This is a genomic window from Acidisarcina polymorpha, assembly GCF_003330725.1.
Classification (GTDB): domain Bacteria; phylum Acidobacteriota; class Terriglobia; order Terriglobales; family Acidobacteriaceae; genus Acidisarcina; species Acidisarcina polymorpha.
Genome location: NZ_CP030840.1, coordinates 2,463,284 through 2,487,645, shown reverse-complemented (window position 1 = coordinate 2,487,645; position 24,362 = coordinate 2,463,284). Strand labels below are relative to the sequence as shown.

Genomic DNA, 24,362 nt, shown 5'->3' with positions numbered 1-24,362 from the left:
CTTTCTTTGTCAATTTCCATTCAAGAGATATTAACCTCGCAGCGATGTATCGACCAGAAGCGCTCAGTAACTCTTATGTCCGGAGGTAAATATGAAGAAGTCTCTGGCAGTCCTTTCCCTAGTAGCCGCCTGCTCGACCAGCGGCGCTTTTGCACAAGCTCCTGGTACAGGACCTGTGAAACGCGTTCTCTTGGTCAGCGTTGACGGCATGCACGCAGTCGATTACTACAATTGCATTCGCGGCATCAGCACGGTGAATGATGGCAAGTCCTATTGCCCGGCGCTGGCCGGCCTCAACAGCACGGCAATCAATTACGCAGCCGCCTCAACTTCCAAGCCATCGGATTCGTTTCCAGGCTTGATCAGCATCGTCACCGGCGGGACCTCGCGCTATGCCGGTGTCTACTATGACGTCGCGTACGATCGTTCGCTCGACGCTCCTGCCAAGACGACCGGAAATGGTCTAGCCGCGGGTCCATGCACTCCTGGTGGAACTCCGACCGGCACCACCACCGAATATGAAGAAGGCATCGACATCGATCAGACAAAACTCAACGGTGGAGCGCCGGGGGCGTCACTGACCGACGGCGGAATCGCCTCGATCGATCCCGCCAAACTGGTCCGCGACCCAGCCAACGGTTGCGCCCCGGTCTTTCCCTGGAAGTTTGTTCGCACCAACACCATTTTTAGTGTTATTCACCAGGCTGGCGGGTACGCCGCGTGGTCCGATAAGCACCCTGCTTACTCCGCAGTGTCTGCCGGTAATGGTCCGGGAACCCTCGACGACTTTTACGCTCCGGAAATTAATTCGAACGTTGTGCCGCTTCCTGGCGTTGTGACCCCGACGGGGCTTTCCTGTGTAACTGTTCCCGATCCCGGCTCTGATACAACTGCCTGGACCAACAGCTTCCAGAACATTCAGTGCTACGACACCTTGAAGGTCAAAGCGATCCTCAATGAAATCGATGGCAAGTCTCACCTTGGCACCGCCACGACCCAGGTACCCACCATCTTCGGCATGAACTTCCAGGCGGTCAGCGTTGGCCAGAAGCTCGTTGAGAAGAGCAACGGTGTTACCGGCGGGTATCTGGATGCGATCGGAACTCCCAGTCCAGCGCTGCTGAGCGAAATCAAGTTCGTGGACGCTTCGATCGGAGAATGGATCAACGAATTGAAGGCCAAGGGGCTCTATGACTCGACCTTGATCGTCATTACCGCCAAACACGGTCAGTCGCCCATCGATCCCAGCCGTTATATCCCCCAGCTGAATGTGGGTACTTCACCGGCGACCTTACTTTCGAACGCGGGCTTTATTCCCAACTCCGAGTCGACCAACAACCCCACCGGCATCGGCCCAACGGAAGATGACGTTTCGCTGCTCTGGTTGAAGGATTCCGCCGACACCGACGCGGCCGTCAAGATTCTCGAAGACAACGCTGGCCCCACCGGCGTCGCTCTGGGTCAGATCTACTATGGACCGAGCTTGGCCTTGAACTTCAACCGGCCGACCGTCGATCCCCGGACTCCGGACATTATCGTGACGCCGAATGTGGGCGTGACGTATTCCGGCAGCACTAAGAAACTGTCTGAGCATGGCGGATTCAACCACGACGATACCAACGTCATTCTGCTGGTCTCGAACCCCGCCTTCAAGGGCAACACCATCTTCTCCGAAGTCACCACCTCGCAGGTTGCGCCCACGATCCTAAGTGCGCTTGGACTTGATCCAAACGCTTTGGCCGCGGTTCGAGTCGAGCATACCCAGGCCCTGCCTGGACTTCCTCCACTCTTCTAACTAACTGTCGCGACTCTGTACTGCTCTATGTTGTTTGCCGGGAACACTCCGCCAGGAGACGTTCCCGGTGAGCGACAAAAGAAATAGCAACGCGTCGATGCTCAGTCCCCCCGCATTCCAAAATAGGGTCTTGCTAAAAGCCGGGCGGATTCTCGCGGGCGACCTTGAAGGCTTTTTCCAGCGCCATTCCTGCCTGGGCGATGGTTCCCTCATCAAAGAGCCGGCCGATGAGAGTGACGCCGTATGGCACGCGGCGAGGCGGGGAAAACTTTGGTAGAGGATGGTTCGGATCAGGCGCCCAGTCGCTGCGCGCCTCCGAGATTTCGACGAAGCCGGCGCGGAAGGTCAGCGAGGGGTGACCGGTGAAGTTGCTGATGACCAGCATTTCATCCCGCAGCGACGGCACCAGGAGCAAATCCACACTAGAAAAGATCCGTTCCATTTCAATGGCGACCTTTCTGCGGAGGCGGTCGGACTGGACAAAATCGACGGCCGACAAAAATCTGGATTGCCGAAAGATGTTCGGCCACGCATCAGGAACCTGAGACTTCAGCTGATCGACCTGATGGCTCAAGGTGAGCTCTTCGAAAGCGGCGGCGGCTTCGGCGAATAGAATCAGGTCCAACGAATCATAGGGCCAGTCGGGCAAGGAGACTTCAACCGGAACCATGCCCAAGCGCCGCACCGTTTCAAGCGCGGTGCGGTCCACTTCGGTTGCCGGAGCTTCCTTCATCCAGGCCGGAAAATAGCCGATACGAAGGCCCGCAACGTCGGCTCCAGCATGAAAAGCGAGTTGACTGGGAACGCTGCCGAGGTCCCCGGTGTCGGGCCCGGAGATGGCATTGAGGATGAGCATGGTGTCTTCAACGCAGCGAGTCATCGGCCCAAGTTTGTCGAGAGACCAGCAAAGCGTCATCGCGCCGGTGCGAGCTACGCGACCAAACGTCGGTCGCAAGCCGGTGACCCCGCAGCGCATCGAGGGGCTGACAATACTGCCCCCGGTTTCGCTGCCAATCGCGAATCCCACCAGTCCGGCAGCAGTGGCGGAGCCGGGTCCCGCGCTAGAGCCGGACGAGCCCTCTTCGAGCAGCCATGGATTCATCGTCTGGCCGCCGAACCAGATGTCGTTGAGCGCCAACGCCCCGAGGCTCAGCTTGGCAACCAGGACCGCTCCAGCCTCGTTGAGGCGTTGGACTACGGCCGCGTCGGTTCTGGGGACGCGGTCGCGGTATGGTTCCGCTCCGTAGGTAGTGGGAATGCCGGCAGTGTCGAGGAGATCTTTGGCGCCCCAGGGGATGCCGTGTAACGGCCCGCGGTAGTGACCGGCAGCGATTTCGGAGTCGGCCCGCCGTGCCTGCTCGAGAGCATGTTCGCGAGTCAGAGTGATGACGCAGCGCAGTCTGGGATTGAAGCGCTCGAGACGGGACAGGTAGATGTTCGTGAGCCGCTCCGAGGTGAGCTGGCGGGCTTCGATCCAACGCGAGAGATGGGTGACGGGAGCGAAGGCGATCTGCTCCTCGGCAGCGGGCAGCGGATCGCTGCTATTGGTGGAGCGAACGAATTCGTTCGCGGAGGGCAGCTTCTGGATTCCCGGCAATAAAGGATTCCATAAGGTTGCGGGAGCCAGGGTGGGTTCAAGCGCGAGTTTGCGCGGGCCCACTCGAAGTTCGTAGAGGGGCGCCATCTGCATGCGCCAATTGCTTGCAGCCAAGGCCCGATCGTTGCTGCTCATCTCGAACTGGACGAGCTTTTCAGCTTCGGCAAAGGTAGCCGGGGTAACCGGCGGCCCGACTGCGGGCGCGGTTCCAAAGGCCGGTGGCTGCCCAGCGGGAGAAGCCGTGGACGGAGTCGCAGGTGCTGGCGAACTGGAAGGATGGTCGGGTTGCTGAGCGGCGAGCGGGCTGGCGGCAGCGGCTAATACCCCAAAGGAACTTTGGGCAAGGAACTCTCTGCGGGATGTGGGCATATTCGTCCTGACGTGATAAAACGCGGAAAGGTAAGCTAGTGCGAGACAAGCCTGGCCGTTAGTAACGGTTCGAGGATCGGAATTGGGAGCGGACCCTCATCGAGCGCAGCGTCGTTGAATCTCTTCAGGCTGAAGGCGCTGCCCTCTTGTTGTTGAATCCGATTCCGAAGTTCGATCCACTGATGGTATCCGACGTAGTAGGTGATGAGTTGGCCGGCAGTCAGCTTGGCCCGGCGCAGTTTTCCATTCGCTTCGGCGGGAGTCTGGAATGCCTTGTTCTGCATAAGGTCAAGGGCTTCACTGTCGGTCATGTCACGGCTCTGCATGCGGATGTCGAGGATGGCATTGGCGATCACGCGCAGGCGGATTTTGTCGACCATGAGCACGAAGCGCGGGTCGTGATTCGCGTATCCGGCGTCTTCCATCTCCTTGACTCCGTATTCTCCCCACCCTTCTTCATAGGAACCGCTGCCAAGAAGGGCGCGCAGCACGCGGCGGGAAGATGGCTGCAAGCTGTTCGCGTGTTCGAACTGCGTATAGTGGCCGGGCAGAGCTTCGTGCATCGTCAAATATTGGAGCATCCAGTTGTTGTACTCGCGCAGCTTCGATTCGGCCTGCTCTTTGGGTAGTTTTGGGTCGAGAGGCGTCACCCAGTATTCGGCCTCGGCAGTCGGGTCGAGTACGGGAGCGGAGTGGAAGCCGGCGACGGAAAACTCTTCGCGTAGAAATTCAGGGGTGGCAACGATCTTCATGTTGCCCCGGTCGCTTAGGGTCAGGAGGTCTTTCTGCTGAATGAATGCCCGGATACCGGCCGCTTGACTCTTCACTTTATCGAGCAGCTGGCCGGGCTCGACATGGTCGTCATTGATGCGGTCGATGACCTCGCCAATCACCTTATTTTGAAGTGCATCACCGGCAAGATCGGCGTGGGTGTGATGGTCCGGGAACCACTGTTCATGCAGCGGAAGCGCCACGGTGTACATCTGGGCGCGGACTCGGCTCAAATCTGCTTCAGCGGACGCGAGAACGGAGTCCGGGCTCTCGTGGGTCCCTGGCCCGAGCGCAAATGCGAAGATCTTGGCGTACTTGGATGAACCATTCCGCCAAGTCACAGTGTGCGGTCTGCGGGCGAGATCCTCTTTGAGCCAAACGCTGTAGCTCGAGAGCGCCGCCTGGGCGGATTGCGAGGCCGCCTCATATCGAGAGCGAAGCGGAGAGCCTGCCGGGATCATGCTGCCGATCTGGGTGATGACCGAGATGTCTCCCGGGCTTTCCTGCACGGCGGTGTCGATGTACAGAGGATCGGCTTGCCGAACGTTCTGCCGCCCTTCTTCGAGCACGCGCGGAATCTGCTCCATGCGGGCAACAACGGAGGTGAGCCGATCGGCTTCAGTGCCACGGTTTGAAGTCAGAGGAAAGAAGAGGCCAGAGCCGATCATCTCGATGTAGTCCTGTGGCCGGAAACGGTAGGTCTGCAACGTGTCAAGTTCAAAAAGGCTGGAGTCGATACTGTCCCGAAGCAGCGCGAGATCGGCGGCATCTTCGGGAGAGCTCGTTTTAACGGCCGCGAAACAGCTCTTGCCGGTAAGGAAAAGGGTGCGCTGGGCGGCGATCGTCTCGGGACTCTGGTCGTCAAGCAAGGTATCGAGAGGAGCCTTCGCGTCTCCGTGATAGCCGGCCTGAGTCGCCTCTACCGGCACGTAGCGAAGAGTGGCAAGCATGAAGCGGTCGGCTTGTTCGAGAAAGGTCTCGTTGGCAGAGAGAGAACAGGAAAAGGCATCCGAATTAGAGCCCGCGGCAAAGCAGGAGTGGGTGACGAGGGTGAGAAAGAATGTCGCCAGAAATACTTGCCGCATGGGAAACATGCTTGTCACAATACCACGCCGGCAAGCAGTCGGGAGTGGAGACCTACTCGCTGCCGGAGACCTCGGACTTCAGCAGCTTCGGCGGACTGGCTTCATCGTCCTGCTTGGCGAGTTCCTCTAACTGGTTGCGCCAGTCAAGGGTGGCGAGAAAACCTTTTGACTCACGCCAGTTTTCCTGAACAACGACAAAGAGCTCGAGAAAGACCCTGGTTCCCAAGAGGGACTCGATCTCCTTGCGGGCGGCCGTGCCGATGGCTTTCAGCTTGATCCCCCCTTTGCCGATGAGGATGGCCTTCTGCCCTTCGCGTTCACAATAGATGGCGGCGGCGATCCTGGTTACGGGCAGCTTGGGTGGGAGCTGACCCGCTTTCAACGGCTTTGGGTTCTTGGGCGGCGGCGGTGGTTCTTCGAACCTCTCCACAACGACAGCCGAGGCGTAAGGGACTTCTTCCCCGGTCTCTAAGAGGATTTTTTCCCGGATCAACTCAGCGACCATAAAGCGCTCCGGCTGATCCGTAAATTGATCTTTCGGGAAGTAACGCTCGCCTACCGGCAGGTGCTCAATGAGCTTCTCGACCAGGATGTCGAGTCCCTTTTTCTTGGTCGCCGAGATTGGGATCACTTCGGTGAAGCGATGCTGAGCACTTAGCTGCGCGATGAGCGGGGCGAGCTTCTCGGCGTTGATAAGATCGATCTTATTGATCAGCAGAAAGACAGGGCAGTCAAGCTTGCGCACGAGCCGAAAGACGAACTCGTCTTCTTCGCGCTCCTTTTGCGACTTGGTGAACTGGCTTTTGTTGGCTTCATTTTCAGTCTCGGCAGGCTTCTCTCCGGGCGCAGCGAGATTGTAGTTGCGGGTGGCATCGACGATGAGCACGACAATGTCGCGGGTCTCGAGCGCATCGTAGACCTCCTGCATCATGCGCTTGTCGAGAAGTGTGCCGGGAGTATGAACTCCAGGGGTGTCGACAAAGACGATTTGCGCCGCCTGGTGCTTACCCTTCTTCGCTGGTACGTCGTAGATGCCGTGGATGCGGGTGCGCGTGGTCTGCGCCTTGGGGGTGACAATGGCCACTTTTTCGCCAATGAGGGCGTTGAGCAGCGTCGATTTGCCGGCGTTCGGACGGCCGAGGATAGATACAAATCCGGATTTCAAAGCAAGCGCCTCTTTGGCGTTTGGGAGATACGCCTACAGTATTAGAGCATTTCGGCGAAAGTCGCTTCTGCCGGAGGCTCATCCTACAGTACGCCGCGATACCCGCACTCGTTCGATCCGCCGGTCGGTAGAGGCTAGCACCTCAAACCGTAGATGGTCGTCTTCGACGACCTCGCCCGCAGAGGGGATGCGGCCTGCGGTCTCGCTGACCAGGCCGGCCACCGTGGTCGCTTCGTAATCCTCGGGCATCTGCCAGGTTTCTCCGAAGAGTTCTTCGAGACGTTCGACATTGAGGCTTCCGGGAACCGTCCAGGAACCGTCCTGCTCATGGACCGGTTCATCTTTCTCCGCATCTTCTTCGTGCTCGTCGGTGATGTTGCCAACGAGCTCCTCGAGCAGGTCTTCGATGGTGACGACGCCGGCGACGCTGCCGTATTCGTCGATGACGATGCGCATGTGCTGTTTAGCCCGCTGCATTTCGCGGAGAAGCTCGTTGACCTTCTTGGTCTCGGGAACGAAGGCGGCCGGGCGTTGAATGCTGGCGACAGTGCGGGTGCCGGCGACCGTGTCAGGGATCTGGAGCAGGTCGTGCGAAAATGCGATGCCGGTGACCTGGTCGATGGTTTCGTGATAGACCGGGACTCGCGAGTAAGGGTGCTGGTTCAGCTCCTGAAGAAACTCTTCAATGGTCAACGTATCCGGGACAGCAAAGAGCTGCGGCCGCGGGGTCATCACTTCGCTCACTACTTTGTCGCCGAACTCCACAGCGGAACGAACCAGATCACGGTCGCCCTTCTCGATAATGCCCTCTTCCTCACCTGCTTCGATGAGGGCGTCGACGGCTTCGGAGCTGTCATCGGCTTCCTGGGCCTGGGGGGTCTCGGCGAGAGCGGCGATGGAGAGCAAAAAGCTGAGCAGGAAAGTGACTGGGGCGACGATGAGAAACAGCAGCCGCAGAATGAACCGGAAACGGATCATCCAGAGACCACGCGTCCGGGTGAAGAAGACGAAAGGCAGCAATCGGTTAAAGAGCACGATCACCATCACCACGCCAAGCACGACCTGGCCGATTTCCCCGATCGTGGGACGGTCGGTGATGGAGGAGCGATCGAAGAGCATGGCGCCGAAAAGCAGCGTCAAGCAGGCGAGCGAGAGTTGGGTGAGAACGGCGGCGGAGAGGGCAATACGTTCGCGATTGAAACCGAGGCGAGGCTCTACCCGCTGCTCCCAGGCGTCGATATTTTCCTGGAATTCGCGGGCGAGGAATTTACCCATCTCGGAGTAGAGGCGATCGACATAAGAGGCAAGCGTCAAAGTGAACAGCAGCGCGACAATCACGAGAGCCAGGACAATGCTCATGGATGGCGCTCGCTGATGACTGGTAATGGGGTTCGCAGCGATCGCCGGTCGGGTGGCTTGACCTTGGCTGGTTCTTTGGTGGAGCGCTGGATCAGTCCCGAGGGCAGGCCAAACTCTTTGCGCAGGCGTCTCTCGATCTTCGCCATCTCTCCGTCGTCGGTTTCATGGTCGAAGCCGGCGAGGTGCAGGATTCCGTGAAGGATTAGTACTCTAACTTCGGTGTCGAGGGAATGCTGGAAAATCTCGGCCTGGCGAGCAGCGGTATCGAGGGAGATGGCGAGGTCGCCCGCGCTCCGGCTTCGCTGACCGTCAAATGACGGGAATGAGAGTACATCTGTAGCGGCGTTCTTCTTGCGGAATCTCCGGTTGAGTTCGCGAATCCGTTCGTCATTGGTCAGCAGGACCGAGACGGCGCCGGCGGCCCCAGCAGCCTTGCTCGCTCGGGCGGCAAACTGCGCGAGTTCCCGCTTGTTGATCGGGCTTCGACGAGCGGCGGTAAGGGATCGAGGAGGTTCGATAAGGATCATCTTAAAAGGGTCTGCAGAGAAAATACGCCAGGTGAAAAGGCAATCCTTGGAAGCGTCTGTTTGGGTCCACCAACGCATCGTTGTTTTCAATAAAAGAACGCTTTTGTGCCGGATGAGGCATATCGATGCCAGATAGATGCCAGGCCGAGCGAATTTCCGCCACCAGGATCAAGCGACGGAAGACGCCTGACGTTCCTTTCTTCCGAAAAGCCTCATGACCTCTACGACAAAGGACACAGTTTGCGAGATGCTCCAAAAACGACAGGAGGGCTTTTGCCCTCCTGCTTCAATGGTACCGCATAGACTTTGCCCGCTTTTACTGCGGCTTTGACGTTGGTTGTCCTTCGCCCAGCCGCGGCTCGGAGAGGTTGAGCGGCAGTTCGCGTTGAACTTTGCCGAAATTGTCGTAAGCGACGATGATTCGCTGGACGAGGTGATGACGAACTACGTCTCCCGATTCGAACTCGACAAACTTGATTCCATCGACACCGTTGAGTATGTTCATCGCCTCGATCAGCCCGGACTTCTTGGCATTTGGCAGATCGATCTGGGTGACGTCGCCGGTGATGACTGCCTTGGCGTTGTTGCCCAAACGTGTGAGGAACATCTTCATCTGCTCGCTAGTGGTGTTTTGGGCCTCATCCATGATGATGAAGGCGTCATTGAGGGTGCGTCCGCGCATGAACGCAAGGGGCGCGACTTCGATGACGTTTCGCTCAAGCATCTTATCGACCCGTTCCTGGTCAAGGAGATCATAGAGCGCGTCATAGAGCGGGCGGAGATAGGGATCGATCTTCTCCTGAAGACTACCGGGAAGAAAGCCCAGGCGTTCGCCGGCTTCAACAGCCGGCCGGACGAGGATAATCCGGCTGATCTTCTTCGCCAGGAGCGCCGAAGCGGCCATGGCCACGGCGAGGTAGGTTTTGCCGGTTCCGGCGGGTCCAATGCCAAAAACCATGTCATTCTGCTCAATGGCCTCAACGTAGCGGCGCTGGTTGATCGAGCGGGGCTGGACCATTCGCTTGATGCCCGCCGAGCGCTGTTTGCCGGTTTCGGCGAGGCTGCGGAGCGTGATGGCTGGATCGGCAACGACCAGCCTCAACATGCCATGGAGTTCCCCGTTATGCAGGTTCACGCCGGCCCGACGCAACTGCTCATAGTCAGCAAAAATCTGTTGTACCTGGGATATGCTTTCCGGAGCACCCTCGACGTGGACGGCATCGGACTTGAGGTCGATGCGCACGTTGAGGCTGTCTTCCATTAGCCTTAGGTTTTCATCGCGGGTCCCAAACAGGGGCTCAAGATTCGGCGTGATGTCCAGCGCTTTTTTCATCAAGCGGGGAAATACCCTCCAGAGAGTGAACAGTTCGTTGAATTAGATGTTTCGTGGGTGGTGCGAGATCTACTGGGTAAAGCCAACTCGGGAAAATCCCCGCGAAGTGGCTGACAGTCCACGTGGATTGTCGGGAAGAGCCGGGCCGGATTGGCGATGAGCACCAAATATTTCCCGTAATGCGCTCAGAGTAGCGCCCACGGAGTCCATCGTCAACTGGTATTCGATGAATTAGCTGGGAATCTTAATTGGGCTTCATTCGTTGGGAACTCCGACCGCTCGAGCGCCGCAGGCTACAAGAGCAACGCCGATCACGCCGGATGCAGGCCCTCCAACTCCGGCAGCAATACCACGCTTTCTTGTTCATTTGGATCTGTGCGGGCGATGATCGCTGTCACCGACTCGGTTCTGCTGGGGTTGTAAGGCAGGTGCGGTACATCTGCGGGAATGTAGAAGAAGTCGCCAGGCTGGACGATGGAATGATGCTCCAGCTGCTCGCCATGCCAGACGTGGGAGACGCCGCTGAGCGCGTAGATTGCCGTCTCGTGGGTCGTATGCTTGTGGGCGAAGGCGCGGCCACCGGGCGGAATGGTTAGTAGCTGCATATGGATGGCCCGGGCGCAACTGACTCGGCCGAGATGCCAACAGCGTATTGCAGCCCTTGTTTACCGGTAAATGGCTCGCCTGGCCGCACCTGGCGGCAGGCGATGGTGGATTTGTCTTCAGACGTCAACACGCTCATAGCCCTGCCCCTTCAGGGCAAGTTTACTCCGGTCGCCAACCAGCTAAGAAATCCACCCCCATTGTCTATATGAATGAATTGATGAAGATTCGATCCAGCTCACCGCGAGCGCGGCCCGCTTTCTTCCCGTTCTGGATGCATTCGACGTGAAGAAATCGCCACGGCGTGGAAAGCCGGGCGCGCTGACCCGACGTCGCCGGCCCACGGCGTACCGGTAAGCCGCAAGCGGACACCGGTGAGGCCGGGGGCGCGATCAAGCCTGTGTATAGTCCATGTTGTCCAGGTCGGTGATCAAGTCCGGCCCTGTCGGTTTCCAGTTGAGCTTCTGTTGGGTGAGCACGCTGGAAGAGGGCATATTCGCGTTGGCGAAGCGGGCAAGCCAGCCGAAGTGCGCCTCAGCCTCCTCGGGCTTGATGCTGACCACCGGAACCTTCAGCCCGCGGCCATGTGCCTCGGCAATTGCCTTCATTGTCACACCTTCCTCGTCGACCGCGTGGTAGATCGCTCCACGCTCGGCCTTCTCGAACGCCAGGCGGTAAAGCCGTGCGGTATCGGAGATATGGGCCGCCGGCCAGCGATTGTTGCCGTCGCCGATGTAGGCAGAGACTCCCTTCTGGCGCGTCACGGACAGAACGTAGGGCACCAGTCCCTGCTTACGGGTGTCGTGGATTTGCGCCAGCCGCACGATGGAGGTCTTCACACCGCGCTCGGTGAATTCCTTTACCGTCGTTTCGAGGCCGGTCCGTGGGTTCCATGTAGAGACAGGGCTAGCTTCCGTGGACGGCTTCCCGTCCACATTGGCGGCCATTGCCGTACCTGAGGTCACAACGAATGGCCGGTCCGAACCCACCAGCACCTCTCCGAGTGCAGCGATGGCGTTGCGCTCATCCGCGGCGTTCTTTTCAAACTGTGAGAAGTCATGGTTGAAGGCGAGGTGGATCACGCCTTCGGTTTCACGCGCCCCCTTACGCAGACTATCTAGGTCTTCGAGGTTGCCGTGAAGCACCTCTGCTCCTGCTGCCTGCAGCTTCTCGGCGCCGGCCTGCGAGCGGGTTAGTCCGAGCACCTGGTGTCCTGCTTGAATCAATTCCGGAACAAGAGCCGATCCAATAAAGCCGGTTGCTCCGGTTACAAAAATACGCATATGTGTCTCCTTGAGATCTCACGAATCAGGCGGCGTGGGAGGCAGCCAATCTGAGCCGTCCATTACTAGATAGATCTAGGCAACGGACGATCTATACTGAAAGTCCGAATGATCGGCTCAATCGTCCTACCTCAGCAGAGATCCGGATTTCAAACATCGATCGCCCCGTTGCTGCAGGCCGGTCCAGGATCGAGCCAGCACATGGATCCGCTCTCCGAGGTTCTTGCTCTGATGAAGCCTCAGAGCTTGTCCTGTGGCGGCTTGATGATGCCGGATGATTTAGCCGTTTTGTTTCCGAAGCATCAGGGCGTCAAGTGCTATGCCATGCTGGCTGGCGAGTGCTGGTTGGTAGTCGAAGGCGAGTCTGAGCCGGTACTGGTCCGGCCCGGGGATTGCTTCCTCTTGCCGCGTGGAGTGGCGTTCCGGCTGACCACCGATCTCTCCCTGGAACCCGTCCACTACACGATCGCCTGGGGTCGGCTCGGCCGGACCAATGTCGTCCCAGACATCAGCGAAGGCGCACGGTTTATGGCCGGAGGTTTCTTCGGGTTCACGGGAAGTCATGCGGAGTTGCTCCTCCAGTCGCTGCCGCCGATTGTGCATCTTCGCAGCGAGGCAGATAAGGCGGCGATGCGGTGGTCGCTTGAGCGCATGCGCGAAGAGCTGCGTGACCCGCAACCTGGCAGTGCGCTGATTGCGCAGCAACTTGCCTACATGATGCTGATTCAGGCGCTGAGGCTGCACCTGGCTGACGCCGGGAGCGCTCGCCGAGGATGGCTTTCTGCGCTAACGGACAAGCACATGAGCGTGGCCATCGCAAGCATGCACAATGAGCCAGGGCATCCGTGGACTCTTGAATCGCTGGCCGTACGCGTCGGCATGTCGCGCTCGGTATTCGCGCTGCGCTTCCGCGAGACGGTCGGTGCGACGCCAATGGAGTATCTTACCCGCTGGCGCATGCTGCTGGCTGCTGAGCGTTTGAACAGCTCGGCAGACGGCCTCTCCGTCATCGCACAGTCGCTCGGCTACGAGTCCGAGAGCGCCTTCGGAAAGGCCTTCCGCAGGGTGATGGGCTGCTCTCCGAGGCAGTACGCGCGGCCCAGTGCGCTCGGCGCCACTCCATAAATCGAGATGGCTGACGACCTCAAACTACTCATCGCATCCCACCGCAGCCTGCCATGTTTCTTCCCATCGGACATTTTCCCGCAAGCGGCACGTGCGTCGCGGTACGTGCAGGGCGCGACACGCAGTACTAACCGCAGTCATTCCTTCAACTAGGATGAGGTCGAGTGGCGAACTCGATCGTCAGCTCCGATCACTGCTCCCGACACCTCATCAGATGTTTTAAGAAGGATGGGAGTTCCAGACCGATACCGCAAAATGCATCGATACCGAAGTCAGAAGCTCCCCGATACAGAACCAGCAATAGCAACATCTGAAAGCGACTAACTCCCGCTTATTATGGGTGCGATATCTTCGGCGGCCGCGTCACTTCCGAGACTTCTCGGCTAGCGCAGGAATGAGCGTCTATACCGCCAGCAAGGCGGTACTCGAGGTTTCACGAGGAGCTGGTTAGCGGAACTTCAGCTTCCGTGGGAGCAACTGGATGGCAGGGCGCTGCCCAGGCGCCTCGCTTGAGCGGAGCGTTCGGTCGGACGAACATTTTGTAACTATCGGACTGCTATTTCCGTCGGTTATGCTTCTAAGTCATTCGATCGATTTCTGGGAGGCACGGTGGAATCAAGACGGGATAGAAATCTGATGGTTGGGGTTCCCGGAATACTGGCGTTCAGCATTTTTGCGTTGCTCGCTGGCTGCTCCTCTTTCAAGAAGCCGAATGAGAAGAACTTTATGGTCGCGCTGAACGCTTACTACTCCCATCACGACGAATGTCTCTTCACGAATACGCTCAGCTTTCCTTATGAAACCGCGAGGAACGACCAATCCGGAGCAGGCGCGAAGGGGATGGATGCGCTTACCGCTTCAGACCTCATGAAACGGCAGGAAGCGAAACAGATCGGAGTGAATCGCTATACGCTCACCCCTGCCGGCGAACGAGCCGGCGGCAGGTTCTGCTATGGCCATCGCGAGATCACTGGCGTCCCCGGCTTCACCCCACCGGTCGTAGTGAACGGTTTGCCCACTACCACCGTGACGTATCGTTATACTCTGCATGACGTACCGGTGTGGGCCAATACAGATGCCATGCGCGCCGCCTTTCCGGCTTTGGCTAAATCTGTTTCCGCGAATCCCGAAGACACCGCCAAACTCGAACTCACGATCAACGGATGGGAGCTTGCCAGCGGAAAATAGCCTCTTTGCGCGAATCGATGCCGGTGATATCCCCATCGGCTGTAGCAGAACGAACCCTGTAGGCTCCTACCAGACAGCCAATACCGCTACTTACTTTCAGGCGGCAGTGGATACACTGCGACGTTGTGGAATGCGGCTATCCACCAACTCCCCTTTTCTTTGGTCATGACCTCTTGCAGCTTCACGCGCAACGCACCATCTTCGCCCGCTTTCAGCCCTGGCGGCAGTCGATTCGCGCCGTTCAAAACCCCGTCGATGTCGACGACCGCCACGTCCGGGCGCAGGAATTTGATCTTGCCGATCGTAAAGGAATTGTGACTTCCCTTATAGATCGTGCTGAAGATGCGCGCATGTTGAGCAACGAACGCCTGCCGGCCGTAGAGTTGTTGTCCGATGACGTTAGTAAAGCTGCCATCCTCGGCATAATGCGAGGCAAACGCCTCGGCGTCGCCGCGGTTCCACGCATCGCTTTCGCTTTGAACGATCGCCTGAATCTGCGCCTCGTCTTCTTTGCTCTGCGTTTGAGCAATCGTCATAGCCGATGACGCCAAGAAAGCAGCCAGGAAAAACCAGGAAAAAGTCGGACGGTGCATATTCACCTCGCATTAGGGTGAAACGATTCGGGCGGAATTGTGATGGGCAGATACTACCATAGGATCGCCTTCGGTCTTTGCTCCCCGTGTTACCCCTTCGCAGCGCCAATCAACCCCGCACGGCCCTCTGCTGAGGCATAATCAAGAGGATGCCTCCCCTCTGGAAACCGGAAAACTGGCCTTCTCGCCTGGCCGAATTGGAAGCTCGCTCTGGCGATCTGAAAGAAGCTCCGTTGCGCCGGGACGTGCGTTCCTTGGGCACGCTGCTTGGCGACGTTCTCCGCGAGCAGGCGGGCGAAGACCTCTATGCCAAGGTAGAAGAACTGCGCCAGAGTGCGATCCGGCGGCGTGAGGCGCAGGCCGGCAGCGCCATCGACGAAGCGGAAACTCTGATGCAGAGCACCGTGTTCAAGATCAGCGGGTTTTCGGTCGAACAAGCTTATCAGTTGGGACGCGCTTTTGGATTCTACTTTGAGCTCATCAACCTGGCCGAGACGAATCATCGGAAACGCCGCCGGCTCTCCAGCCAGCTCACTGGCGATACACATTCGCAGCGTGGAACGCTCCGGGGCACGCTGAGCGCGATGCGACGGGCAGGGATCTCCGCCGGAGCGGCGATGGAATGGCTGGGCCGGATCTGCGTCGTCCCCGTATTCACCGCCCACCCGACCGAGGTCGCGCGTCGCTCCGTCATGTTCAAGCGGCGCCGCATTGCGGACCTGCTGGAGCAGTTGGACAAAATTCCGATTTCCGACGAAGGGCTCGAGCAACTGCAGCAGCAATTGACCGCCGAGATAACCGCGTTATGGCAGACCGACGAAGTCCGAAGCCGAAAGCCGACGGTCTACGACGAGATCCAGATGGGCCTGGATTTCTATGAGTCTTCGCTGTTCGCGACCTTAACGCCTCTTTACCAGGAAATCGCCGACGCGCTCGCAAGTGAGTACGGGATGGAAATTGAGATAGCCGACCTTCCGTTGATGCTTCGGTTCGGATCGTGGATTGGCGGCGACCGCGATGGCAATCCGTTCGTGACCCCGCAGATTACGCGAGACGCCATTCAGCTGGCGCGCGCCCATCTGCTCGGCGAATACCGCCGGCAAATTCAACTGGTCATCGACCTGCTGACCGCGTCGACCCAACAGGCGCCCGTCAGCGAAGCGCTTCGCAACCGGCTCACCGAATACATTGGGCGGCTCAACCTGACCGAAGAGGCGGTCTTCGGGGCACAATTCGAATTTGAATCCTATCGGAGAATCCTGGCGTGCATACTCGCCCGCCTGGAGAAGACGCTGTCAGCAGACAAGGTGGCTGAAGAAAACTCCAGCTTGGCGGCCCTGCCGGCTTACGGCTCGGCTCGCGAATTTCTTGCCGATCTCGATCTCGTCCGCTCGAGCCTGGTGGAACATCGGGGTCTGCGCTTGGCGCAAACGCTGCTTGATCCGCTGTTGCTCATCGCCCGGACCTTCGGCTTTCATCTGCATACGCTCGACATTCGCCAGCACGCCAAGCTGCAGCGTGCGGCGCTCGACGAAGCCGCAGCCTGGAGTAGCGAGGCGGCCGCTGATGGCAGGCTTCCAGCGCCACTCAGCGCTCCCTCAGCCGATGTGATTGAGACCTTCCGCGCGGTAGCAGAGATCAAGGCGCAGGGCACCCCGGAGACGATCCGCTGCTGCGTGATTAGCGGCGCAACCAGTGTGCGTGACGTGGTGAACGTCGTCTGGCTAGCGCGGTTGGCCGGAGTTCGGGTCGAGGCCGAGGGTGAAGATCCCGGACTGATGCCGGTGCCCTTATTCGAGTCGATTGAAGACCTACAGAATGCGCCGGCGGTTTGCCGCGAGCTATGGAGCGGCCCTGAATATCAAAGACTGCTCGCCTCCTGGGAAGGCCACCAGGAGGTGATGCTCGGCTATTCCGACTCGAATAAGGATGGCGGGATGCTCACCAGCACCTGGGAGATCTTTCGCGCTCATCGCGCCCTGCATGAGGTTGCGCGCGAGTGCGGTGTTCACCTGCGGCTCTTCCACGGCCGCGGCGGTACCGTGGGTCGTGGCGGCGGTCCGACCCACCGTGCGATCTTCGCTCAGCCCTTCGGCGCATTTGAAGGGGAAATCCGCATTACCGAACAGGGCGAAGTGCTGAACTGGAAATACTCCGATGTTGTCCTCGCTGAGCGAAATTTGGAGTTAATGATCGCGGCCTGCCTGGATGCCCTTGCTCGCCCGAACGCGCTTGACCCAGAGGGCCATCGTACCGGGATTCTGCTGCCGGAGTGGGAAGCGGCCTTCAACGAGCTTTCGGCCGATTCGTTTGCGTTCTACCGGGAGAGCATTATCGACGATCCCGAAGTGCTGCAGTACTTCGAGGCCGCGACGCCGGTCGGGGAACTGGAGAATGCGAAAATCGGTTCGCGTCCCGCACGCCGCAAAGGGGCCTTGGATTTTAGTAATCTACGGGCAATCCCCTGGGTCTTCGGATGGACGCAAAGCCGCCTGCTGGTGCCGGGCTGGTTCGGCGTAGGTTATGCGATCCAGCGGTATGTGCGGAAGCCCGAAGGTCTAGGGATCCTGCGCCTGATGATGCGGGAATTCCCTCTCTTCATCGATCTGATCCGCAATGTTGAGACGGCCTTGGCCAAAGCGGATCTGGGGATCGCCCGGCTGTACGCGGCGCTTGTCCAGGATGAGGAAATGCGTCAAAGGGTTTTTTCCAAGATCGAGCAGGAGTTCAATCGCACAATGGAAGCGGTGCTCCTGATCACCGGGCAAGGCGAGTTGCTGGAGACCAACCAGGTGCTCGCGAGATCCATACGGCTTAGAAACCCCTATGTGGATCCGATGAGTTTGATCCAGGTAGACCTGCTGCGGAGAAAACGCTCCGGCGAAGATACCGATGAGGTCAATCGCGCGATTGCCGGAACTATTAATGGCATCGCCGCCGGTTTGAGAAATACGGGCTGATTTTTCCAAAATGGCCTTTGGTCTTCCATCCTCAGTTCTGTTGTGAAACCACTGCGCGATTTGCTTTAGGACAGTAGCTTGGCCCTGGCTCTGCCGGCTTTATGCTTTGAGCATGAATGGCGCACAGAACGGAGCCAGCGAACCTGGCTCAGGAACTAGTGTCGAAGATTTGGATGTCGTCCTGGGACGATTTCAGAACTGGACCATGATCGCGCAGGGAAAGTCAGGTGACCGCGCGAAGGATCCGCCGGGGTCGACTAAAGCGAAGCTGGCGGGCGAGGCACGGGAAATTTCCTATGAGCAGGCACTCAAGGCAAGCCGGTACCGGCGTCCGGCGGAGATGAACAACGGGCCGGCAGTACCCAAAGCCGCTCCTAACCTCCAAACGGAAGCGGCTCCCGATCCCGTTCGAAGCGCTGCGGAACCTGACCCATCGATCCATGCAACTCATCGCAACATTGAGTCGACGATGTGGGATGAAGTGGGGGTAAACCGTCCACTACGCCGACTGGATCCGCTCAAAGGAAACCCCCTCACCGTCCAGACGAAAGAAGGCGACGGTCGTATGGCAGCGGGAGGGACAGACGCGATCGCAACCGTGAGTCAAGGGATTAAGGCTGCTGCGATGGACAGTAGGGTGGAAATTAGTTCACCGGCGGTAGGCGCAACAAAGTTGGCCCCGCAAGCATCGCAATCCGCCGCAAATAGAAGTAGAAAACAGCTCTCCCAAAAGACAACGGCGACCTCGGGAGATGCTTCTGCGTCCATGTTGGCCGCGCTCATCAAGTCGAAGGCCGAGTTTGCATCGTCTTCCGCGAAGCGGAAGGCCATCGCTCCTGCCGTTTTCAAGGATGTACTGAGAGAGCAAGAAGCACTCGCTTCGGTCGTCTCGAGTGCGGCGCCTCTCGTCGAATGCCCCAGGGCAACATTGTTGACCTTGCGGGTTTCGGATGCTGAGCAAATGCAAATAGAGGCTAGCGCAGCCAGGGCCGATCTATCGGTATCCGCCTACCTTCGCAAGAGCGCTCTCGGATTAGCCGATCCCCGGCGGGAAATGGAAGTAACCCTTCCAGGCTCGAATACGGCCCAGCAGAGCATGTCGATCTCTGCTGGATTGCGGTATTGTGCGCTCGGAATCGATGACTTGCGAGAGAGGCTCGACGCTGCCCTTTCGAAGCACCAAGAGCAACCACCCGGCAGTTCGACCAGACCCGGGATTTCAGCCGTTTCCGGGATCTTTGGCCGGTTCTCCCGGCTCTGCATGCAGGGCTTCCATCTTCATTCGGCACAAAGGAGAGTGAGGGTGCTGCAGGAGACGAGCCGCCCGACAAATCCTCATTGCGACTGATTGACCTGAGTCGCATGGTTATGGTCGAAGTTCACTGTCCATTGCTTCCCGGCCACGTCGTAGTGCACTGTGCGGTTGCCGTAGTTGGAGGAGTCTGAAGTCTGCACCTGGCCGAGGGCCATCGATACCTGTAGCTCGTTCATTCCCACCTTGGGCTGATGTTGATCGATCGCCTGCCAGACGTCCGGAGGCCAATGCTTGTACATCTGGTGAGGATCGTCGTAGTAGAAGATGTCGTCGCAATAGAATTTGGAGTCCGTGCCGTCGAGGTAGCCGATGGCGGTCGCGTACTTCTTGGCACCGCCGGGTAGCGTAAAAACCGCGTAAACTTGCTCATTGCCATGCGGAATGCGGGTCACTGCCTTCGCTGGTGCGTTTTGTGTAACCAGATCCTCGATCTGCAGTTGGGTAGTGGTAGGAAGCAGGCCGGTTCGATGGGCATAGTCGACATGCTGATTAACGAAGGGATAATAATCCAGCTGGTATCCGGCCGCCACCCACACCGGTTTGCCGATGAGCTCCTTGGCTGATTTTAGATCGTCGATGAGCAGTTTTCGCGGTTGGACGATGTCGTCTGAAGTAAGCTGTCGTTCCTGGTGCTGTGGCGGCAACGCCATGGGGGCATTGCGTTCGCGCCAGATGAAAAATATCCGAATGCCCGCGACCGCCAACACCGCCAGTGTCAACAATCCGATACGTTGCCAGAGCTTCAAATGATTACTCCCTCAGGTGGACCACTTCCCTTATTCTCCTGTTTAGCCGATTGGCTGTTCAATCGAGCGTTTCTCTTGCGAGCGTTTTTCTTGTTCGGCCGCCAGGTTTGGGTCCACAGCAGCAGCGTCAGCAGTTAATAACGCCTCAGCAGCCAGGGTATCTACCCGCCGGAGCGACGGGAAGAAGACGCTCCATAGGCCGGTAACGGCGACCGATCCAATACCTCCGATGATCACCGCCCGCACCGCTCCCCACCACTGGGCGGTGAGGCCACTCTCAAATTCGCCCAGTTCATTCGATGCGCCCAGGAAGAGAGCGTTGACTGCGCTCACCCGTCCGCGCATTTCAGGGGGCGTCGCCAATTGCAGCAGAGAGGAACGCACGACCACGCTTACCATGTCCGCTCCACCGACCAGCATCAACGCCAGAACGGAGAGAGGAATATTGCGGGAGATGCCGAAGGCTATGGTTCCCAAACCAAAGAGAGCGACACAGGTGAACATCTTTCTGCCAGCATGGCGACGAATGGGTCGGAAGGCCATGGACACCGAAACCACCAGTGCGCCGAGCGCCGGCGCGGCGCGCAGGATGCCAAGTCCGCGTGGGCCTGCATGAAGAATATCCTGGGCAAAGATCGGCAAGAGTGCGACCGACCCGCCAAGCAGGACCGCGAACAGGTCAAGGGAAATTGAGCCCAGCAAGATCTTTCTGTGCCAGACGTATCGGAAACCCGCCAAAACCACTTGCATCGAGGTTGCGCGCTTTTCCATTCTTCCCGATCGGACCGAGAGCATGGAAATCAGGGTCAGAAAATTGACGAGTGTCAGCAGCGTGAAGAGGTAAACCGTGCTCGCTCCCGCAAACCTTCCCCGCAACGGAAGAGTAAAGATGATGCCACCGATAGCCGGACCGACGATGTTGGCGATCTGGAAGATGGTTGATCCCCACGTGACTGCGTTGACAAAGTGCTCTTTTGGCACCAGATGCGGAACCAGAGCTGTACTCGCCGGTCCGCTGAAGGACCTTCCTGTACCAATCAGCGCCAGGACGGCATAAATAGGCCAGACACTGTGTAGTCCGCTCCAGGAAAACCAGAAGAGCGCCGAGGTACAGAGGACTTGCAAGCTATAACAAACCAGGACAACGCGCCTGCGATCGTACCGGTCGGCGACGTGCCCGGAGGGCAAAATAAAGAGTAATCCGGGTAAGAACAGGGCTAGGCCCGTGTAACCAAGGTCTAGAGCCCGGTGAGTCACCTGATAGACCTGCCAGGCAACGGCCAGAGATTGCGCCTCTGCGCCAATGATGACTGAGACGCGAGCCATCTGATATAGCCGGAAATCGCGAGAGCGGAAGGCTGCCGTACCGGGAGTCGGGAGATTTTCGGGCATGCTTTTGGTTTCGTGGTTGAGAGGGAAGGTCAACGCCGCCCGGCCGATCTCCGATCTACGACCTTCTCTTATTGTAAGCAAAAGCAGCTTACCGAACACCTCGACCCGTAGGCTTCTATCCTTGCCAATTCAGTTTCTTCATTGTTCATTGACAAAGGGTCGAATCCTTGACCCATTGCCGCAGCTGGCTGTTTGGTGGTCGGGAACTCGCCACCCAACCGAGCATTCGCACATCCGCCGCCTCTAGGGAGTGGCTTTTTTGATGTTCTGGACGTCGCCCTGCTTCGAACCGGCCGGTGGAGATCCCTTCAGATAAGCCTGATACTGGACATCGATGATTCCCAGGTTGCGGGCCAGCCCAAGTTTCGCCTGATTGTAGTTGTAGACCGTATTCACGTACTGGGTTTGAGCGTCGGCTAACGTGGACTGGGCTTCGACCAGCGGAAGGTTGTCTTCAATCCCTGCTCGAAAGCGCTGGGTGGTTTGGTCGAGTTCCGTGGTGGCGAGGTCGAGGTTGCTCCGAGCTACTTGTACGAGGACCGACTGAGTATTCACGTCAAGCAGGCTGTCGCGGAGCTGCTGATCGATTCGGCTCTTGAGGTCCGCCATTTGCGACAGCAGGCTGTTCAGCCGGGCGCTGGCTGCTTCGCGATCTCCACGGAACTTGGCCTCGTGAAAAACCGGGATATCCAGTTCGCCCTGGGCTGAGAAGATTCCGTGATAGACGCTCCCAGAGATTCCCTGCACTCCATAAAACCCACTCACATTGAGGCTCGGCAGACGCTCGTGCTTGGCGGCCCCAAGCGAGAGCTGCGACTGACGAATCTGCTGAAGCATTGATTGATAGTCCTGGCGGCTTGCGTATGCCTCCTGTTTAGCATTTTCGATGGTTGTCGCTTCGAGCTCCGCATAAGGAGAGGTATCTGTCAATTGAATTTTCTGCCCAGCAGGAATCCCGATCTCGCGCTCGAGGTTGATTTTAGCGATCTCGAAGTTATTTTCCTGGGCGATCACGGCTTGCTGCTGGGTTTGATATTGAACTCGAGCCCGCAACTCATCCAGACGAGCCACGGTTCCCGCTTCATGCTCAGCGACGACCTGGTTTAACGTCACTTCGTCGGTGGTGAGCAACGCGCGAGCATAGTCGAGCTGGGCGCTGGCGGAGAGCGCCTGCAGGTAGGAGGTGGCGACATTCAATACCACCAGGCCACGCGAGGATTGCATGTTGTAGAAGGCGACAGCTTCCCCGGTTTTAGCCGCTCGATATTGTTCGATGGTGGAGAGATTGAAGACAGTTTGATTGAGATTGACCTGTCCCTGAGTCACATCCACCCTGGTGATGAGCGGGAACCCTGCGAATTGAGCAGCGTTCGGGATTTGCGTGAGCAGACCCAGGTTGAATCCCTCGGCGGCCAGATTGTACTGATGTACTCCGGTTTGGCCTTGCAAAGTAAGGTTAGGCAGCAAGGCATTCAGCGCCTGAAGTCGCTGACCGCTAGCCGTCTCTTGCTGATCGCGAGAAAGCGTGAGGCCCAGATTATTCTCGAGCCCCAGCCGGATGGCGTCATCGAGCGTCAGAGGAATAGGACTGCTGGTAGGAGCAACGGCCGTCACGCTCCCATAGTAGGAGTTGGCGGCGGAGGACTGGTTCGCAGGTTGCCCCTGGACCGGAACAATAGCGCTGAAAACAAGCGCGATAAGCCACCGCCAAGCTGCTGGTCTGCCAGTCTTCATCTATCTCAAGATACCCTTATCCTTGCTTGTTAGATCGGTTTCAAGCGGTTAGGTTGCCAAAAGATTCCAGTCGCGGGATTCCCCGCCATCGGAACTCGGCGTCTATAAAGCCGCTTTTAGCAAGCCACACGCTCTGCTCAGTTCTTCATCTCTTTTGGCGAAGCAGAAGCGCAGCAGATTTTCTCCCCTTCCCTCGTGAAAGAAAGCCGTGCCGGCCACGGCGGCGACGCCTCGTTCTTGCAAGAGTGTTCTTGCCTTCTCCCTGGCGCTCGATCCGGAAAGGGAGGAGACGTCCGCGAGAACATAGTAGGCGCCCGCCGGCACGGAGGGCTTTAATCCAGCCGAACTAAGCGCGGAGCAGAGCAGGTCGCGTTTGCTTTGATATTCTTCCGCGAGCGAAGTGTAAAAAGTCTCTGGGAGCTCCACCAGTCCGGCCGCCGCTCCATATTGGAAGGGAGACGGGGCGCAAACGTATGTGAGGTCATGAAAATAGGCGATCGAAGGCAGCCACCTGGCACTTGCAGTCAGATAGCCGATTCGCCAGCCGGTGATGCTGAAGGTCTTCGAAAGTCCAGAGATGGAAATGGTGCGTTCCGCCATTCCGGGAAGAGTAGCCGGACTTAGGTGTTTTGTTCCGTCATAAACGAAGTATTCGTAGATCTCATCCGTGAACAGAAACAGATCGTGTTCTTCGACGATTGCTGCGATTGCTTCGAGGTCCTGGGGAGAAAAGACCTTCCCGCAGGGATTGGACGGGGAATTCACCAGAATCGCCCTGGTCCGAGGCGTGATGGCAGCGCGCAACCGGTCCAGATCGAGGTTCCAGTCGGCGAGTTCAAGCGGCACGGTCACCGGATTGATGTGGAGCGCAGTCAGCGTATTCAGGTGGTATCCGTAGAAGGGTTCAAAAAGGATGACCTCATCGCCAGGGTCGAGAAGGGCCATACACGCCGCATAAAAGCCTGCAGTTGCGCCCGAAGTGACGAGGATTTCGGAGCCGGGATCGGCCGTCAATTGATTGTCCCGCTTGAGCTTGCGCGCAATTGCCTCGCGGAGAGGAGCAATCCCGTCTAAGCGCGTATAAATATTTAGGCCAGCGCGAATGGCCTCGATAGCCCCTTCCGCGACAGAAGCAGGCAAATCGGTATCGCAGACTCCCTGTGCGAGGTTCACCCCGCCGACCCGGTCGCATTCCATGGTCATGGCGCGGATCTCGGATTGAACGAGATTCGGGGCTATCTTGCTGAGGCGAAGGCTGGTTGTCGCGGTTCCCATGAACATATGTTAAACAATGAAGCTGCCTCTGGATTGCTCGGAACTGCGGGCCCGGTCACTCCAGCGACCGGGCCCGCAACGCCACCATGAGAACGCAAATCGTTGTTCTCGCCATTTGCAGGTAGTTTGTTCAGTCCCTATGAGACT

General features: G+C 58.2%; 19 protein-coding genes. 5 read left to right on the top strand and 14 right to left on the bottom strand.

The annotated features are described in order from the left end of the window. The first annotated feature begins 91 nt into the window (after nt 1–91). Nucleotides 92–1,795 (top strand): alkaline phosphatase family protein, encoded by a 1,704-nt coding sequence (locus ACPOL_RS10765; protein ID WP_236657390.1) that lies wholly within the window; start codon nt 92–94, stop codon nt 1,793–1,795. A 133-nt stretch (nt 1,796–1,928) separates the two neighbouring features. Here ACPOL_RS10765 and ACPOL_RS10760 read toward each other — a convergent pair whose 3' ends face one another. The 9 genes from ACPOL_RS10760 to ACPOL_RS10725 form a co-directional block, all read right to left on the bottom strand. Next, entirely contained in the window at nt 1,929–3,761 is a 1,833-nt protein-coding gene (locus ACPOL_RS10760) for an amidase (RefSeq protein WP_114207070.1), read from the bottom strand. Nucleotides 3,762–3,796: 35 nt separating this feature from the next. Then, nucleotides 3,797–5,617, bottom strand: a complete 1,821-nt coding sequence (locus tag ACPOL_RS10755) for a DUF885 domain-containing protein (RefSeq protein ID WP_161557290.1) — start codon at nt 5,615–5,617, stop codon at nt 3,797–3,799. Between the two features lie 52 nt (nt 5,618–5,669). Continuing rightward, nucleotides 5,670–6,782 carry a GTPase Era gene (gene era / locus ACPOL_RS10750; protein ID WP_114207068.1) on the bottom strand — a complete coding sequence of 371 codons (1,113 nt, stop codon included), beginning with the start codon at nt 6,780–6,782 and terminating at the stop codon, nt 5,670–5,672. Between the two features lie 78 nt (nt 6,783–6,860). Beyond that, nucleotides 6,861–8,141: a hemolysin family protein gene (locus tag ACPOL_RS10745; protein WP_114207067.1), complete on the bottom strand. Its 1,281-nt coding sequence runs from the start codon at nt 8,139–8,141 to the stop codon at nt 6,861–6,863. Further along, nucleotides 8,138–8,668, bottom strand: a complete 531-nt coding sequence (ybeY, locus tag ACPOL_RS10740) for an rRNA maturation RNase YbeY (protein WP_114210755.1) — start codon at nt 8,666–8,668, stop codon at nt 8,138–8,140. Before ybeY ends, ACPOL_RS10745 begins: the two co-directional genes overlap by 4 nt. Before the next feature lie 316 nt (nt 8,669–8,984). Then, the gene (locus ACPOL_RS10735) at nt 8,985–10,004 is read right to left on the bottom strand and encodes a PhoH family protein (RefSeq protein WP_114207066.1); all 1,020 of its coding nucleotides are present in this window, start codon (nt 10,002–10,004) and stop codon (nt 8,985–8,987) included. Nucleotides 10,005–10,312: 308 nt separating this feature from the next. Continuing rightward, complete coding sequence (locus ACPOL_RS10730; protein WP_201759156.1) at nt 10,313–10,606, bottom strand: cupin domain-containing protein; 294 nt, start codon at nt 10,604–10,606, stop codon at nt 10,313–10,315. After that, nucleotides 10,594–10,743, bottom strand: a complete 150-nt coding sequence (locus tag ACPOL_RS34665; RefSeq protein ID WP_236657389.1) for a hypothetical protein — start codon at nt 10,741–10,743, stop codon at nt 10,594–10,596. Before ACPOL_RS34665 ends, ACPOL_RS10730 begins: the two co-directional genes overlap by 13 nt. 253 nt (nt 10,744–10,996) lie before the next feature. Further along, nucleotides 10,997–11,887, bottom strand: a complete 891-nt coding sequence (locus tag ACPOL_RS10725; RefSeq protein ID WP_114207065.1) for an SDR family oxidoreductase — start codon at nt 11,885–11,887, stop codon at nt 10,997–10,999. A gap of 108 nt (nt 11,888–11,995) precedes the next feature. Between ACPOL_RS10725 and ACPOL_RS10720 the strand changes: the two genes are divergently transcribed. Together ACPOL_RS10720 and ACPOL_RS10715 are read left to right on the top strand one after the other, a co-directional pair. Beyond that, a complete protein-coding gene (locus tag ACPOL_RS10720) occupies nt 11,996–13,012 on the top strand; it encodes an AraC family transcriptional regulator (protein WP_236657388.1) in 1,017 nt (338 codons plus the stop codon). A 609-nt stretch (nt 13,013–13,621) separates the two neighbouring features. After that, a complete protein-coding gene (locus ACPOL_RS10715; protein ID WP_150132955.1) occupies nt 13,622–14,200 on the top strand; it encodes a hypothetical protein in 579 nt (192 codons plus the stop codon). Nucleotides 14,201–14,286: 86 nt separating this feature from the next. Here the strand turns inward: ACPOL_RS10715 and ACPOL_RS10710 are convergent, their stop codons facing one another. Further along, nucleotides 14,287–14,793, bottom strand: a complete 507-nt coding sequence (locus ACPOL_RS10710; protein WP_114207063.1) for an SgcJ/EcaC family oxidoreductase — start codon at nt 14,791–14,793, stop codon at nt 14,287–14,289. 149 nt (nt 14,794–14,942) lie between these two features. Between ACPOL_RS10710 and ACPOL_RS10705 the strand changes: the two genes are divergently transcribed. Together ACPOL_RS10705 and ACPOL_RS10700 are read left to right on the top strand one after the other, a co-directional pair. Further along, nucleotides 14,943–17,753, top strand: a complete 2,811-nt coding sequence (locus tag ACPOL_RS10705) for a phosphoenolpyruvate carboxylase (protein WP_114207062.1) — start codon at nt 14,943–14,945, stop codon at nt 17,751–17,753. A 112-nt stretch (nt 17,754–17,865) separates the two neighbouring features. Continuing rightward, a complete protein-coding gene (locus tag ACPOL_RS10700) occupies nt 17,866–19,101 on the top strand; it encodes a plasmid mobilization protein (protein ID WP_114207061.1) in 1,236 nt (411 codons plus the stop codon). Here the strand turns inward: ACPOL_RS10700 and ACPOL_RS10695 are convergent. From ACPOL_RS10695 to ACPOL_RS10680, 4 genes are all read right to left on the bottom strand, one after another. After that, nucleotides 19,089–19,814 (bottom strand): hypothetical protein, encoded by a 726-nt coding sequence (locus ACPOL_RS10695; protein ID WP_114207060.1) that lies wholly within the window; start codon nt 19,812–19,814, stop codon nt 19,089–19,091. The two genes, ACPOL_RS10700 and ACPOL_RS10695, sit on opposite strands and share 13 nt — an antisense overlap. Nucleotides 19,815–19,856: 42 nt before the next feature. Next, nucleotides 19,857–21,206: an MFS transporter gene (locus tag ACPOL_RS10690; RefSeq protein ID WP_114210753.1), complete on the bottom strand. Its 1,350-nt coding sequence runs from the start codon at nt 21,204–21,206 to the stop codon at nt 19,857–19,859. Between the two features lie 243 nt (nt 21,207–21,449). Continuing rightward, nucleotides 21,450–22,940, bottom strand: a complete 1,491-nt coding sequence (locus tag ACPOL_RS10685) for a TolC family protein (RefSeq protein ID WP_114207059.1) — start codon at nt 22,938–22,940, stop codon at nt 21,450–21,452. Nucleotides 22,941–23,042: 102 nt separating this feature from the next. Further along, the gene (locus ACPOL_RS10680) at nt 23,043–24,215 is read right to left on the bottom strand and encodes a pyridoxal phosphate-dependent aminotransferase (RefSeq protein WP_114210752.1); all 1,173 of its coding nucleotides are present in this window, start codon (nt 24,213–24,215) and stop codon (nt 23,043–23,045) included. Nucleotides 24,216–24,362 lie beyond the last annotated feature (147 nt).